This window comes from Nocardioides gilvus, from assembly GCF_003194605.1.
GTDB classification, from domain to species: Bacteria; Actinomycetota; Actinomycetes; order Propionibacteriales; family Nocardioidaceae; genus Nocardioides; species Nocardioides gilvus.
The window spans coordinates 922,655-937,311 of the sequence record NZ_QHKY01000001.1; the positions used below are offsets into that span (position 1 = coordinate 922,655).

12 protein-coding genes are annotated in these 14,657 nt (G+C 68.5%); 6 read left to right on the forward strand and 6 right to left on the reverse strand.

Translation table 11 applies throughout. The annotated features are described in order from the left end of the window. Positions 1-102: 102 nt before the first annotated feature. From DNK52_RS04500 to galE, 3 genes are all read right to left on the reverse strand, one after another. Positions 103-903, reverse strand: coding sequence for a hypothetical protein (locus DNK52_RS04500; protein ID WP_162598598.1), 801 nt, complete (start codon positions 901-903; stop codon positions 103-105). Between the two features lie 84 nt (positions 904-987). Then, a complete protein-coding gene (locus DNK52_RS04505; protein ID WP_162598599.1) occupies positions 988-1,698 on the reverse strand; it encodes a hypothetical protein in 711 nt (236 codons plus the stop codon). Positions 1,699-1,848: 150 nt separating this feature from the next. Further along, the gene (gene galE, locus DNK52_RS04510) at positions 1,849-2,871 is read right to left on the reverse strand and encodes a UDP-glucose 4-epimerase GalE (protein WP_110239727.1); all 1,023 of its coding nucleotides are present in this window, start codon (positions 2,869-2,871) and stop codon (positions 1,849-1,851) included. A gap of 76 nt (positions 2,872-2,947) precedes the next feature. On the opposite strand from galE, the gene gmd reads away from it, so the two are divergent. Both gmd and DNK52_RS04520 read left to right on the forward strand, forming a co-directional pair. Beyond that, a complete protein-coding gene (gene gmd, locus DNK52_RS04515) occupies positions 2,948-3,949 on the forward strand; it encodes a GDP-mannose 4,6-dehydratase (RefSeq protein WP_110239728.1) in 1,002 nt (333 codons plus the stop codon). A gap of 7 nt (positions 3,950-3,956) precedes the next feature. Next, a complete protein-coding gene (locus DNK52_RS04520) occupies positions 3,957-4,943 on the forward strand; it encodes a GDP-mannose 4,6-dehydratase (protein ID WP_110239729.1) in 987 nt (328 codons plus the stop codon). An 80-nt stretch (positions 4,944-5,023) separates the two neighbouring features. Here the strand turns inward: DNK52_RS04520 and rfbA are convergent, their stop codons facing one another. Then, positions 5,024-5,893, reverse strand: coding sequence for a glucose-1-phosphate thymidylyltransferase RfbA (rfbA, locus tag DNK52_RS04525; protein ID WP_110239730.1), 870 nt, complete (start codon positions 5,891-5,893; stop codon positions 5,024-5,026). Positions 5,894-5,961: 68 nt separating this feature from the next. On the opposite strand from rfbA, the gene DNK52_RS04530 reads away from it, so the two are divergent. The 4 genes from DNK52_RS04530 to DNK52_RS04545 all read left to right on the forward strand — a co-directional run bounded on the left by DNK52_RS04530 (position 5,962) and on the right by DNK52_RS04545 (position 12,287). Next, positions 5,962-7,851 carry a DUF4012 domain-containing protein gene (locus tag DNK52_RS04530; RefSeq protein ID WP_162598600.1) on the forward strand — a complete coding sequence of 630 codons (1,890 nt, stop codon included), beginning with the start codon at positions 5,962-5,964 and terminating at the stop codon, positions 7,849-7,851. Positions 7,852-7,935: 84 nt separating this feature from the next. Continuing rightward, positions 7,936-9,819 (forward strand): DUF4012 domain-containing protein, encoded by a 1,884-nt coding sequence (locus tag DNK52_RS04535; RefSeq protein WP_162598601.1) that lies wholly within the window; start codon positions 7,936-7,938, stop codon positions 9,817-9,819. A 45-nt stretch (positions 9,820-9,864) separates the two neighbouring features. Beyond that, complete coding sequence (rfbB, locus tag DNK52_RS04540; protein WP_476703534.1) at positions 9,865-10,878, forward strand: dTDP-glucose 4,6-dehydratase; 1,014 nt, start codon at positions 9,865-9,867, stop codon at positions 10,876-10,878. Continuing rightward, complete coding sequence (locus DNK52_RS04545; protein ID WP_110239734.1) at positions 10,878-12,287, forward strand: sugar nucleotide-binding protein; 1,410 nt, start codon at positions 10,878-10,880, stop codon at positions 12,285-12,287. The genes rfbB and DNK52_RS04545 overlap by 1 nt, the downstream gene beginning before the upstream one ends. A 77-nt stretch (positions 12,288-12,364) precedes the next feature. Here the strand turns inward: DNK52_RS04545 and DNK52_RS04550 are convergent, their stop codons facing one another. Next, positions 12,365-12,733, reverse strand: coding sequence for a phosphomannose isomerase type II C-terminal cupin domain (locus tag DNK52_RS04550; protein ID WP_204163362.1), 369 nt, complete (start codon positions 12,731-12,733; stop codon positions 12,365-12,367). 133 nt (positions 12,734-12,866) lie between these two features. Then, positions 12,867-14,636 (reverse strand): nucleoside-diphosphate sugar epimerase/dehydratase, encoded by a 1,770-nt coding sequence (locus tag DNK52_RS04555; protein WP_204163363.1) that lies wholly within the window; start codon positions 14,634-14,636, stop codon positions 12,867-12,869. Between the last annotated feature and the right edge of the window lie 21 nt (positions 14,637-14,657).

The window sequence follows — 14,657 nt, forward strand, 5'->3', positions numbered from 1 at the left end:
CCGAGGTGTTGGTTACCCGAGGGTAGAGACTTATGTGACCCACGTCTCTCCCCTGCCCGCATGGTGGCCTACCCCAATTTGGTGATAGGCGCATTTTCAGACTCAACGCACGCACCACCCCGTCGGACGCTCAGGCGCTGCGGCGACGTTTCTTTGCCTGCGCGAGCCGATTCGCAGCCGTTCGTCCAGGAGATCCACGAATCCGATCCCCTGGATCTCGCCCTGAGTCCGGACCGTCAACCCGGGCACATCCAGGGCGATGGCGCGGACCACCGACTCGAAGGGATTGGCTGCCCCGGGGTCCGCTGCCTCAATCACTTCGATCGCCCGGGACCGCCCATTCCGGGGCGACGCCTGAGCGGCCAGCAACAGTTGGTGGCGGTCGACCTCCTGGCCCCGGAGCGCGGAATCGGCGACAGCCAGAGCTTCGTCGAAGGGCAACGCCCTCGCGCAGTCGATCACCGTCCGGACCGGACTGGTGATCCCGCGCCTGACCTCGCTGTCCTCCAGACGGGACCAGTGCAGAGCCACGTCCTGAGAGGGCCGCCGGGCTCCGACCGGCACCGTGACATGAGTCCGGAGGGGCGGGTGCTTGATCTTCCAGTCCCACGCCAGCGCGGCGCTGAGGTGGGACACCACTCCCCCGGCGGCACCGGCCACGCGCCGATCAGTCGAGAGGTCGACCAACCCGTAGCGGTCGTGCTTGAGATGCACCACCCGACCCTGCGTCACAGCCGTGCGCAACCGGCTCCGGGTGGTGGGTCCGAGGAGTTCGCCCAGGGAGGCCACGCCTCCGAGGCGGAGCAGCGCATCGACCGGGTCCATGTGGTCAGCCTTGCTGTTCTCGCCCGTCCGGCGCGGTCGCACTCCACAGGCCGCCACCATGTCGGAAGCTCGAGCCATTCAGGCCCGTTCAGCGCCGAAACCGCACGAGTCTCCGACATGGTGGCTGCTCGACCCACCGAAGCCGCGCAACCAGGTGGCGGTTCAGCGAGCAGTCGGGAGCGTTGACCAGGGCGATGGAGGCGCGGAGCTGCGAGTTGCGGATCCTCCGCTCACCGCCTGGAGGAATGCCATGACCTCGGCCTGGAATTCGGTGAAGCTCAGCACCTCGGTCTCCACGAAGTCGGCGCTCGTGGGCGGCGTGACGCGAAGGCCGACCGTGGCTGCCTCTCCCTGCACCATGTGTCCCGCCGTGTCCACCTGCGCCAGCACAGCTGACAGTTGACCGGCCGCCAGCCCGCCGGGCAGCGAGAAGGCCAGCTCCCCGTCGGGCGAGAGGAACGGGCCCATCCCGGCCGCTCCCGGCCCCGGCTTGTCCAACTGCCACGATGGCTCGCTCGGGTCGAGCCCGGTGCCTGTCCAGTTCCCCGGGAGCGCCAGGTCCTGTGCGCCCGTCCACATCGGGAGGCGGGCAGTCACCGTCGGCTGGACCACCGCGGCCGCTCCTTCGTCCGGGAGGTAGACCATGTAGGCGCCGACGATCAGCCCATCCCCGGGGAACAGCTCCGCGCCCGGGTTGCCCTCCCTCTCCTGGGCCGTTGCGGTCCACAGGGCGACCGGGAGCAGATACAGACCATTGGGTGCTTCATCGACCGGCGTCGTCGCGAAGGACGGCGCTGCGCTGGCGAGGGAGACCGCCGGGAGACTCCAGGCGGCCGTGCGGACCACGCCGCGTCGGCTGGGGCCAGGGTTCAAGGACGGAGGGGATGGTTCGTGGGCAGTCAAGAACACTCCTGGGGCATGCCGCTGGGCGACAGGTTGAAAGGATGCCTCGACCGTAGTGCCTGACCAGCTCAACGGCGCGTAATGAACGAAACCAGCGGCCCGGTGGCTGTTCGACCACCCTCAGGCGCGATACCCCTGCGGGTTCTGCGACTGCCAGCGCCACGCGTCGGCGCACATCTCGTCGATCCCCCGCGTCGCCACCCATCCGAGCTCGTCCTTCGCCCGCGACGCATCCGCGTAGGAGCGGGCCAGGTCGCCGGCGCGCCGCGGCTTCACCTCGTACGGGATCTCGACGCCGGAGGCCTTCTCGAAGGCGGCGACGACCTCGAGCACCGAGGTCCCGGTCCCGGTGCCGAGGTTCCAGGCGCGAGCGCCGATCCCGGGCGAGGCAGCCAGGTGCTCGAGCGCCACGACGTGACCCTCGGCCAGGTCCATCACGTGGATGTAGTCGCGCAGTCCGGTGCCGTCGGGCGTGTCGTAGTCGTCACCGAAGACGCCGAGCGAGGCAAGCCTGCCGACGGCGACCTGGGAGATGTAGGGGGTGAGGTTGTTCGGGATGCCGGCCGGGTCCTCGCCGATCTCGCCGGACGGGTGCGCGCCGACGGGGTTGAAGTAGCGCAGCAGCCCGATCCGCCACGAGTCGTCGGCGGCAGCCAGGTCGCCGAGGATGTGCTCGATCATCACCTTGGTCTTGCCATAGGGGTTGTTCGCCTCGAGCGGCTCGTACGCCTCGACGTAGGGCACCTGGGCCCGCTCGCCGTAGACGGTGGCCGAGGAGGAGAAGACCAGCGTCCGGGTGGCCGACGCAGCCATCGCGCGTACCAGCGAGAGCGTCGACTCCAGGTTGGTGCCGTAGTAGAGCGCCGGCTCGGCGACCGACTCGCCGACCGCCTTGAGCCCGGCGAAGTGGATCACCGCGTCATAGGCACCGGTGGCGAAGAGCTCAGTGAGCCGCTCCTCCTCGCGCAGGTCGAACTCGTGCAGCACCACAGATCCCCCGGTGAGCCGTTCGACGCGGCGGATCGACTCGGGCGAGGAGTTGTCGTAGTTGTCGACGACCTCGACCTCGTGGCCCTTCTCGAGGAGCGTGAGCACGGTGTGCGAGCCGATGTAGCCGGCGCCGCCGGTGACCAGGATCTTCATGGGTCCAGACCCTACTTGCCCGACTTGCTGTGGCACCCGCACCCGCAACCCCGAGGGGCCTGAGACACTTGCGCGCATGTCAACCCTGTCGTCCCCCCAGCGCGCCCTCATCACCGGCATCACCGGTCAGGACGGCCTCTACCTCGCTGAGTTGTTGCTGTCGAAGGGGTACGAGGTCCACGGCATCATCCGCGGCCAGAACAACCCGCGCCGTGAGCTGGTCGAGCAGCTCGTGCCGGACGTACGGCTGCACACCGGTGACCTGACGGACATGTCGAGCCTGATGCGCGCGCTCTCGGTCTCCCAGCCCGACGAGGTCTACAACCTGGGCGCGATCTCGTTCGTCGCGTACTCGTGGGAGAACGCTGCGCTCACCTCTGACGTGACCGGCAAGGGGGTGCTGACGATGCTCGAGGCCGTACGTCTCTACGCCGGCGACGACCTGGGCAAGGTCCGCTTCTACCAGGCGTCGAGCTCGGAGATGTTCGGCAAGGTGCAGGAGACGCCGCAGCGCGAGACGACGTTGCTGTGGCCGCGCTCGCCGTACGGGGTGAGCAAGGTCTTCGGGCACCACATGACGATCAACTACCGCGAGTCGTACGGGATGCACGCGAGCTCGGGGATCCTCTTCAACCACGAGTCCCCCCGTCGCGGCGAGGAGTTCGTGACCCGCAAGGTCACCAAGACGGTTGCGAAGATCCACCTCGGGTTGGCCGACGGGCTGGCGCTGGGCAACCTGGACGCGCGCCGCGACTGGGGTTATGCGGCTGACTACGTGGAGGCGATGTGGCTGATGCTGCAGCAGGAGGTCGCCGACGACTACGTGATCTCCACCGGCATCAGCCACTCGATCCGCGACCTGGTCACGATCGCCTTCGACCAGGTGGGCATCCGCGACTGGGAGAAGTACGTGCGGCTCGATCCGCAGTTCCTCCGCCCCGCCGAGGTCGACACGTTGGTCGGCGACTCGACCAAGGCCAAGGAAGTGTTGGGCTGGGAGCCGAAGGTCGATTTCGAGACGCTGGTCCGGATGATGGTCGACGCCGACATCGAGGCGCTCAAGTCCGGCTGGAAGTGAGCCTGCCGTGAGTGACGGGGCAAAGAGCCAGCGGCGCGCGTTCGTCACCGGGATCGGCGGCCAGGACGGTTCGTACCTGGCCGAGCTGCTGCTGGCGCAGGGGTGCGAGGTCCACGGTCTGGTCCGTTCGCTCCCCTCGCCCTTGTCGTCAGCCTCGACCCGCCCGCCGTACGTGCCCGAGGCGGTGCGGCTGCACGTCGGCGACGTCACCGACCACGACGCGACCCGCGCGCTGCTCGCCGAGATCGCGCCGCGCGAGGTCTACCACCTGGCGGCGATGAGCTCGGTGGCGCGCAGTTGGGCCGAGCCGGAGCTGGCCCGGGAGGTCAACGCCGACGCCGCGATCGCGTTGCTGGAGGCGGTGGCCGAGATGGATGCCGTCGGTCACGACATCCGTTTCGTGCAGGCCTCGAGCGCCGAGATCTTCGGGGCGCCCAGCGTGAGCCCACAGGACGAGTCGACCCCGATCGCGCCGACCAACCCGTACGGCGAGGCCAAGGCCGCGGCCCATCTCGCGGTCGGCGAGGCGCGGGCGCAGGGCGTGCACGCGAGCAGCCTGGTGCTCTACAACCACGAGTCGCCGCGGCGCCCGCTCGCCTTCGTGACCCGCAAGATCACCCGTGGCGTCGCCGCGATCGCGCGGGGCGAGGCGAGTGAGCTGGTGCTCGGCAACCTCGACGCCCGTCGTGACTGGGGCTGGGCGCCGGACTACGTGGACGCGTTGGTGCGGGCGGCGGGCGCCGAGAGCGCCGATGACTACGTGATCGCGACCGGCGTGGGTCACTCCGTGCGGGAGTTCGTGGCGGCAGCTTTCGCCGCCGCCGGGATCGACGACTGGGAGCACCTGGTGCGGGTCGATCCGGAGTTCTTCCGCCCGGTCGACGCGACCGAGCTGGTCGGGGACGCGAGCCGCGCTCGCCAGGCTCTCGGCTGGGCACCGACGGTCGCCTTCACCGACGTGGTGGCGCGCATGGTCGCCGCCGACCTCGGCTGACCCGCAACCCCCGCGCAGCGTCATCACGGCGGGTCGCTCCAGCGACCGCGCGTGATGACGTCCGGCGGCTCAGCGCAACGTCAGCGAGGGTCCGCGAGCAACCCCAGCAGGTACTCGCCGTAGCCCGACTTCCGCAGCGGCTCGGCCCGCTCGGCCAGCCCGGCGTCGTCGATGAACCCCATCCGCCAGGCGACCTCCTCGGGGGCGCCGATCTTGAGCCCCTGGCGGCCCTCGACGGTGCGCACGAAGTTGCTGGCGTCGTTGAGGGAGTCGAAGGTGCCGGTGTCGAGCCAGGCGGTGCCGCGCGGCAGCACCTCGACGTGCAGGCGACCCTCGTCGAGGTAGCGCTGGTTGAGGTCGGTGATCTCGAGCTCGCCGCGGGCGCTGGGCGTCAACTCACGCGCGTACGCGACGACGTCATTGCCATAGAAGTAGAGGCCGGGGACGGCGTACGAACTGCGCGGCCGCGCCGGCTTCTCCTGCAACGAGAGCGCGCGGCCGTCGGCGTCGAACTCGACCACTCCGTACGCCCGGGGGTCGGCCACCTGGTAGCCGAAGATGGAGGCACCGTCGACGTCGGCGAAGCGGCGCAGCTGGGTGCCGAGCCCGGAGCCGTAGAAGATGTTGTCGCCGAGCACCAGCGCGACGCTCTCGCCACCGATGTGGTCGGCGCCGATGGTGAAGGCCTGCGCGAGGCCGTCGGGGCTGGGCTGGGTGGCGTACGTGATCTCGATCCCGAAACGCGAGCCGTCGCCCAGCAGACGGCGGAATGACTCAGCCTCGTGGGGCGTGGTGATCACCAGCACCTCCCGCACGCCGGCGAGCATCAGCGTGGAGAGCGGGTAGTGGATCATCGGCTTGTCGTAGACGGGCAGCAACTGCTTGCTCACGCCCAGGGTGATGGGGTGGAGCCGACTGCCGGTGCCTCCGGCGAGGATGATTCCGCGCATGGCGCACAGCCTAGGGGCACAAATTTTGGGTATGCCACAACTTCGATCTCTCTGGCACGATGACGGCGGTGAGTCTCCTTCGTCGCCACTGGCCACTCTCCGCTCTGGGCGCCTTGGCTCTGCTGATCGTGGGGTTGGCACTGCTGGCCCTCCCGCTGCGCTCCGTGCCAGCCGATGCGAGCGCGGCGCAGGACGAATTGACGCTTGCCGTCGAGGCGTTGAAGGCGAACGACACCGACCAAGGTTTCGACCACGTCGCGAACGCTCGCTACCACGTCGACGAGGTCACCGAGTCCACCGACGGCTTCGGCCCGAAGATCCTCAGCTGGGTGCCGTTGATGGGCTCGGGGGTGCGCGACGTACGTGACCTGGCCACCGCGATGGGCCACCTCACCTCCGCGATGGAGGTCGCCGAGGAGCTCTACCCGCAGATCTCCGGCGACGGCTCCCAGCTGCTGAGCGACGGCAACGTCGACCTCGCAGTGCTGGACACCTCCTTGAGGGGCCTGAAGTCGATGACGACCCACCTCCGCGCAGCCCGTACGCACCTGCACGACGTCGAGGGCAACAACCTGATGGTCGGCGACACCACGGCCAACGCTCGCGACACCGCGCTAGAGAAGGTGGACCCCGCGGCCAGCACCCTCGACAACCTGTCCCCGCTCTTCGACTCGCTGCCCGAGATGCTCGGCTCCGACGGGCGGCGGGGCTACGTGGTCGCGATGATGAACCCGACCGAGATGAAGTACTCCGGCGGCTCGATGCTGACCTTCTCCCGGCTCAGGATCAATGACGGACGGATCAAGCAGGATGAGGCCAGCGACACCAGTACCGACCAGGAGCTCTTCCGGCTGCTGCACTGGAAGCGCGTCGAGGACAATCCGTTCTCCGTCAAGAGGCAACAACGCATCACCCACGCCAACTCAGCGCCCTCGTGGCCGGTCAGCGGGGAGGACACGCTGCGCGCCTGGGACAAGCTGCAGAAGCAGAAGAACGACGGCCTGATCGCCGTCGACCTGGTGGCGATGGCCAGCCTACTCAAGGCCACCGGCCCCCTCGAGGTCGAAGGCCTGGGCACGGTCACCTCTGAGAACCTGGTGCCGTTGATCGCCGCGGACTACGCGCGCTTCGGAAAGAATGAGCAGGACGAGCGCAAGTCACTCAACCAAGCGCTGATCCCGGCCTTCATGGACCGGATCTTCTCGGGCGTCGACTTCATCACCACCATGCAGGCGCTGGGCGAGTCCGCCAAGGGTCGCCACATGGCGCTGTACTTCCGCGACGAGCCGGCGCAGGAGGCGAGCACCGCCATGGGTTTCGCCGGCGACCTCTCCGACACCGAGCACGACTACATCGGCGCCTTCACGCAGAACCGGGTCGGCTCCAAGGCTGACTTCTGGCAGCAGAAGGAGCTCAAGCACGACGTCCGACTCAACGAGGACGGCTCGGCCAGGGTCACCCTGCGCACCACGATCATCAACACTGGACCGACTCAACTCCAAGGCGAGTTCAGTGCCTACACCGATCCGACGCTCGACCTCGCCCTCACCTCCTTCCTGCCGCAGGGTGCCGAGGTGCGTCGCATCAAGCTGACGACGACGGCCGGAGGCGCCCCGGCCTACAGGAAGGCCCGCGACTACTACGGGCGCCAGTTCCTGACCAACTACATGGTGCTTGACGCTCAGGAGGAGGGAGTCCTCAAGGTGACCTACGAAGTGCCGGCCGCGGCCGTCCGCCAGGGCGACGAACTGACCTACCGTCTCGACATCGACCCGCACCCGACTGTCAAGAAGGAGAAGGTCCAGGTGACCGTGCGCTGGCCAGACGGTTTCGCTCCCTCCCGTCTGCACTCCCTGCCTGAGGGCTGGATGGCCACGGAGAAGGGCCACTCGCGCTGGAAGACCGCCGAGCTCGAGGGCATCACCTCACTCGAGCTCACCGCCACCTCGGGACGCTGACTCGAGGCTGAGCGTCGGCGCCAGGCCCGGGCAAGTGCGCCGGCTTTGCCATGGGATCAGGGCTTCTCTGGCACCATGACATGCGTGAGTTTCCTTCGTCGTCACTGGTTGTTGTCCTCTCTGGGTGCCTTGGTTCTGTTGATCATCGGGCTTGCGTTGTTGGCCCTCCCGCTGCGCTCGGTCCCGGCCGACGCGAGCGCGGCGCAGGACGACCTGACCCGTGCCGTGGAGGCGCTGCAGGCGGACGACTCCGAGGTGGGGTTCGACCACGTCGCGCAGGCCCGGGTGCACGTCGATGACGTCACCGCCGTCACCGACGGCATCGGTGCGAAGATCCTGAGCTGGGTACCGTTGGCGGGGTCGGGCGTGCGCGACGTACGTGACCTGGCCACCGCGATGGATCACCTCACCTCCGCGATGGAGGTGGGTGAGGAGCTCTACCCACAGATCGCGAGTGAGGACTCCCAGCTGCTGAGCGACGGCAATGTCGACCTCGAGATCCTCGACGCCTCCCTGGCCGGCCTGAAGTCGGTGACCAGGCACATGCGTGCGGCCCGTACACACCTGAACGACGTCGAGGGCAAGAACCTGCTCGTCGGCGACACCACGGCCGACGCGCGCGACACCGCGCTGGAGAAGGTGGACCCGGCGGCCAGCACGCTCGACAACCTCTCCCCGCTCTTCGACTCCCTGCCCGAGATGCTCGGCTCCGAGGGCCAGCGCGGTTACGTGATCGCGATGATGAACCCCGCCGAGATGAAGTACTCCGGCGGTTCGATGCTGACCTTCTCCCGGCTCAGGATCGACGGCGGCGAGATCGAGCAGGGCGCGAGCGGGGACATAGTCACCGACCCAAAGCTCTTCCGGCTGCTGCACTGGGACCGGGTCGAGGACAACCCATTCTCCCGCAAGAAGCGCCAGCGCATCACCCACGCCAACTCGGCGCCCTCGTGGCCGGTCAGCGGCGAGGACACCCTGCGCGCTTGGGACAAACTGAAGAAGCAGGAGAGCGACGGTCTGATCGCCCTCGACGTAGTGGCGATGGCCAACCTACTCAAAGCCACCGGCCCGCTGGAGGTCGAGGGCTTGGGCACGGTCACCTCCGACAACCTCGTCGAGATCACCGCTGGCGACTATGACCGTTTTGGCAAGAACGAGCAGGAGGAGCGCAAGGCGCTCAACCAGGCGCTGATCCCGGCCTTCATGGACCGGATCTTCTCGGGCGTCGACTTCATCGCCACGATGAAGGCGCTGGGCGAGTCCGCCAAGGGTCGGCACCTGGCTCTCTACTTCCGTGACGAGCCGGCGCAGAAGGCGAGTGCCTCGATGGGCTTCGCGGGCGACCTCTCCGACACCGAGCACGACTACATCGGCGCCTTCACCCAGAACCGCGTCGGCTCCAAGGCCGACTACTGGCAGCAGAAGAGGCTCAAGCACGACGTACGCCTCAACGAGGACGGCTCGGCCCGGGTCACCCTGCGCACCACGATCGCCAACACCGGCCCCACCCAGGTCGCAGGTGAAGTGCACGCCTACACCGACCCCAGACTCGACATCGCCCTCACGTCGTTCCTGCCCAAGGGAGCCGAGGTGCGGGAGGTGAAGTTGATGACCGCCGACGGTGAGTCGGAGGCCTACACGAAGACACGTGACTACTACGGCCGCGAGTTCCTGACCAACTACATGGTCGTGGAGGCCGCCGAGGAGGGCGTCCTCACCGTGACCTACGACGTGCCCGCCGCGGCCGTGCGCAGCGGCGACACGTTGACGTACCACCTCGACATCGACCCGCACCCCACGGTGCGGAAGGAGAAGGTCGAGGTGAACGTGGAGTGGCCCGACGGTTTCGCCCCCGCCGGCACGCTGCCCGAAGGCTGGGAGACCACCGAAGATGGCAACTCGCGCTGGAAGACCGGCGCGCTCAAGGGCATCTCGTCGTTCGAGCTCACCGCTCGCTCGGGAGGATGAGTCGGCCCTGACGTCGGCGCCCTAGACTCGCTCGTCATGACCTCCTTGGCGCGTGTCCTGGTCACGGGTGGCGCCGGCTTCATCGGCTCCAACTTCGTGCACCACCTGGTGCGTGAGACCGACGCGCGGGTCACGGTCCTGGACAAGCTGACGTACGCCGCCAGCCGCGAGTCGCTCCACGGGCTGCCCACCGATCGCGTCGAGTTGGTCGTCGGCGACGTCGCTGACGCCGCAGTGGTCGATCCGTTGGTCGCGGACCACGACGCGGTGGTCCACTTCGCCGCCGAGTCGCACAACGACAACTCGCTGCGCGATCCGAGCCCGTTCGTGCAGACGAACATCGTCGGCACGTTCACGCTGCTGGAGGCGGTGCGCCGCCACGGCACCCGCCTGCACCACGTCTCCACCGACGAGGTCTACGGCGACCTGCCCCTGGTCGAGCGCGGTCTGGATGACCCGGGCCGCTTCACCGAGTCGACCCCCTACAACCCGAGCAGCCCCTACTCCGCGTCAAAGGCGGCCTCGGACCACCTCGTCCGCGCGTGGGTGCGCAGCTTCGGCGTGCAGGCGACGTTGTCGAACTGCTCCAACAACTACGGACCGTGGCAGCACGTGGAGAAGTTCATCCCGCGCCAGATCACCGAGCTGATCGACGGACGTACGCCCCGGCTCTACGGCGCCGGCGCCAACGTACGCGACTGGATCCACACCGACGACCACTCCTCGGCCGTGTGGCGCATCCTCACCGAGGGCCGCGTCGGGGAGACCTATCTGGTCGGCGCCGACGGCGAGCACTCCAACGTGCGGGTGGTACAGATGCTCCTGGAGATCTTCGGTCGCGATTCCGACGACTTCGTCCGCGTCACCGACCGCGCGGGCCACGACTTGCGCTACGCGATCGACTCCACCAAGTTGCGCACCGAGCTCGGCTGGCAGCCGGCCCACGGCGACTTCGCAGCGGGGCTGGACCGCACGGTCGAGTGGTATCGCGACCACGAAGCCTGGTGGCGCCCGGCGAAGGACGCCACCGAAGCCGCGTACGCGGAGAAAGGACACTGATGAGCGAGGCACCCCTGCCCCGGGTCGAGACCACCCCGATCGAGGGACTGCTGGTGGTCCACCTCGACCTGCGCGAGGACCCACGGGGTTGGTTCAAGGAGAACTGGCAGCGCGAAAAGATGGTGGCCGCCGGGCTCCCTGACTTCGGGCCGGTGCAGCACAACCTTTCCTACAACACCCAGCGCGGTGTGGCGCGTGGCTTCCACGCCGAGCCGTGGGACAAGTTCCTGACCATTGCCAACGGACGAGTGTTCGCGGCGTGGGTCGACATGCGGGAAGGGGCTACCTTCGGCGCGACGTATTCCATGGAGATGGACACGAGCGTCGGAGTTCTGGTGCCCCGTGGGGTGGCGAACTCCTACCAGACGCTCGAGGACCAGAGCACCTACTCCTATCTCGTCAACCAGCATTGGCGACCCAACGCTGCCTATCCCGGCGTGGCCCTCGGCGACCCTGCGTTGGGCATCGATTGGCCGATCCCGCTGGACGAGTGCGTGCTGTCCGAGAAGGACCTCTCCTACGGTCCGTTGACCGCTGACATGGCGATCCCCCGCCAGCGCGCGCTCATCCTGGGCGCCAGTGGCCAAGTGGGCTGCGCACTGGCTGCCGAGTTCCCGGACGCGCACGCGGTGACCCGGGCCGAGCTCGACATCACCGATCCCGCAGCGCTGGCTGCCTGGGACTGGCGGGCGTACGACGTCGTCCTCAACGCCGCCGCTTACACGGGCGTCGACGCCGCCGAGACCCCCGAGGGGCGCACGGCTGCGTGGGCGGTCAACGCGACCGCGCCAGCCGCGCTCGCCGCGCTCGCGCGGGAGCACGGCTTCACGCTGGTGCACTACTCCACCGACTACGTCTTCGACGGAGTCAACCCGCCCGTCGACGGCTACCCGGAGGACGCTCCGCTCTCGCCCTTGGGCGCGTACGGCCAGAGCAAGGCCGCCGGCGACCTCGCGGTGGCGGCGGCCCCCCACCACTACGTGCTGCGCACCTCCTGGGTGATCGGCGACGGTGCAAACTTCGTCGCCACGATGCAGCGACTGGCGGCCGAGGGGGTCTCGCCGACGGTCGTCGACGACCAGGTCGGCCGACTCACCTTCACCGACGAGTTGGCCCGCGCCACGCGCCACCTGCTGGAGTCACGCGCCCCGTGGGGGCTCTACAACGTCACCAACGCCGGGGCCGTACGTTCGTGGCGCGACGTCGCAGCCGACGTCTTCGCCGCCTCCGGTCGCGACGCCAGCGACGTGGTGGCGACCACGACTCAGGAGTACTTCGCGAGTCGCGAGGCCGTGGCGCCCCGTCCGCTGGTCAGCACGCTGGACCTGACGAAGATCCGGGCCACCGGCTTCGAGCCGGAGAACGCAGAGGCCGCCCTGCGGCGGCACCTGTCGTCCGATCAACGATGAACGTGCTTGTGCGGCCTACAGGCGTCACTTGGTGACTCCTCGGGGCGGCACAAGGCCGGCCAGGGGCGAGCGATGCCTCAGGAAGCGGTGGCGCCGGCCTCTTCGCGACCGTAGTCGTCCTCGAGCCGGCAGATGTCGTCCTCACCGGTGTAGGCGCCATGCTGCACCTCGATGATCACCAGCTCTTCGGCGTGCTGGTTGGTGATCCGGTGGGCGGCGCCCTTCGCCACGTCGACTGACTGTCCCGGCCCGGCGACCACGGTCTCGCCGTCGATCACGCAGGTGGCCATCCCGAAGATGACGACCCAGTGCTCGGAGCGGTGGTTGTGAGTCTGGTAGGAGAGGCGCTGACCCGGCTTCACGTGGATGCGCTTGACCTTGTAACCCTGGCCGTCGTCGATGACGTGCCAGGACCCCCAGGGGCGATCTTCGGACTCCAGTGCCATGTGCTCTCTCCGCTCTGCTCTCCACCCGTGAGGGCGTGCTCAAGGGTAGCCCGACCGCGAGCTCCACGGTCGACTGTTGCATCCTGCCCTATTGGTTACCCGGAAGTAAGGGGCACCCGGTCGCGACGCCGACTCAGGAGAGTTTGCGGAGCGCCTCGATGATCTCGCGACGGTCCCCACCCAGTGGCAGCGCGTCGACGTCGGCGTCGTGCACACCCGGCACCGGCACGTGCGAGACCGACGGGTGCCGCGGACGCACGTCCTGGGGCTCGTCGTCGGCGAAGAGCTCCTCGTGCATCTTCTCGCCCTCGCGCAGCCCGGTGAACTCGATCCGGATCGGTCGCCCGGACTGCTCGATCAGCTGCTTGGCGACGTCGAGGATCTTGATCGGCTGGCCCATATCGAGCACCAGGGCCTCGCCCGGCTCACCGATGGCGGCGGCCTGCACGGTCAGCTGGCAGGCCTCGACGATGGTCATGAAGTAGCGGGTGACGTCGGGGTCCGTGACGGTCACCGGTCCCCCGGCGGCGATCTGGGAGGCGAAGGCGGTCAGGACCGAGCCGCGCGACCCGAGCACGTTGCCGAAGCGCACCGAGAGGTAGGCCCCGGGGTCGTGCACCGCGGTCTCGGCGGTGATCTTCTCGGCGATCCGCTTGGAGTAGCCCAGGACGCTGGCCGGGTTGGCGGCCTTGTCGGTGGAGATGTTGACGAAGCGTTCGACGCCGACCTCACGGGAGACCTGGAGGACGTTGCGGGTGCCGAGCACGTTGGTCTTCACGGCTTCGGCGGGGAACTGCTCCAACATCGGCAGGTGCTTCAGGGCAGCGGCGTGGAAGACGACCTCGGGGCGGCGGCTCTGGAAGATCTCGCGCAGCGCGTCGATGTCGCGGATGTCGTTGAGGATGACGTCGTCGCCGTCGAGCAGTGCTCGTCCACTGATGGAGAGCTGCACGGAGTGCAGGGCCGACTCGTCGCGGTCGAGCATCATCAGGTCGGACGGACCGAAGCGGCTGATCTGGCGGCAGAGCTCGGAGCCGATGGAGCCACCGGCGCCGGTCACCAGGACCCGCTTGCCGGCGATGTAGTCGGCGATCGACTCGATGTCGGTGTCGAGTTGGTTGCGGCCCAGCACGTCGTGCAGGTCGATGTCACGGATGTCGCGGATCCCGACGTGCTCGTCGAGTATCTCGGTCGGGGCGGGCAGCACCTTCACCTTGAGCCCGGCCTGGACGCCGGCGAGGTTGAACCTGGCGATCGTGGCGGAGTCGGCGCTCGGGATCGCGATGACAACCGTGTCAACCTCGGTCTCGCGGGCCACCCGGGCCAGTTGGTCGGTGGTGCCGAGCACCTGGACGCCACGGATGCGGTAGTGCCGCTTGGCCGGGTCGTCGTCGAGCATCGCGACCGGGCGCCAGCGCTTGGCCGGGTCGCGGAGCATCGAGATCACCAGGTCGTAGGCCGACTCACCCGCCCCGATCAGCAGGACCCGGGTGGTGCCTTCGGCGATCTCTCGTCCGCGAGCGCTCTCCTTGAGCCGACGCCACAGCGCCCGGCCGCTCAGGGTGACCACCAGGGTCAGGAGCGCTGCGCCGGCAGGCACGCTGCGCGGCACCCAGACCTGCCCTAGGTTGGCGACGTAGAGGATGAGGCCGACCGCGCCGGTGACAACGGCGAGCAGCATCGCCTCCTCCAGGGAGGCGAGACGGGAGCGCCCCTGGTGCAGGTGCACGGTGAAGCCGAGGGCCAGGTGCATCGCGGCGGCCACCGCACCGAGGGCCAGCGCGGCAAGCCAGTGATCGCCGGAGAGGGAGCCCTCGAGACGGAGGGCGGTCCAGACGAGGAAGGCCCCGATCCAGGCAACCACGTCGAAGCCCGACACCAACAATGTCTTCCGAGGTTGCATGCGCAGCATCCAGTCAGACAC

What these genes read in the sequence shown, in the direction of transcription:
- DNK52_RS04500 (WP_162598598.1), bottom strand. Translation starts at nt 903, where the DNA reads ATGGCTCGAGCTTCCGACATGGTGGCGGCCTGTGGAGTGCGACCGCGC.
- galE (WP_110239727.1), bottom strand. Translation starts at nt 2,871, where the DNA reads ATGAAGATCCTGGTCACCGGCGGCGCCGGCTACATCGGCTCGCACACC.
- gmd (WP_110239728.1), top strand. Translation starts at nt 2,948, where the DNA reads ATGTCAACCCTGTCGTCCCCCCAGCGCGCCCTCATCACCGGCATCACC.
- rfbA (WP_110239730.1), bottom strand. Translation starts at nt 5,893, where the DNA reads ATGCGCGGAATCATCCTCGCCGGAGGCACCGGCAGTCGGCTCCACCCC.
- DNK52_RS04545 (WP_110239734.1), top strand. Translation starts at nt 10,878, where the DNA reads ATGAGCGAGGCACCCCTGCCCCGGGTCGAGACCACCCCGATCGAGGGA.
- DNK52_RS04550 (WP_204163362.1), bottom strand. Translation starts at nt 12,733, where the DNA reads ATGGCACTGGAGTCCGAAGATCGCCCCTGGGGGTCCTGGCACGTCATC.
- DNK52_RS04555 (WP_204163363.1), bottom strand. Translation starts at nt 14,636, where the DNA reads ATGCAACCTCGGAAGACATTGTTGGTGTCGGGCTTCGACGTGGTTGCC.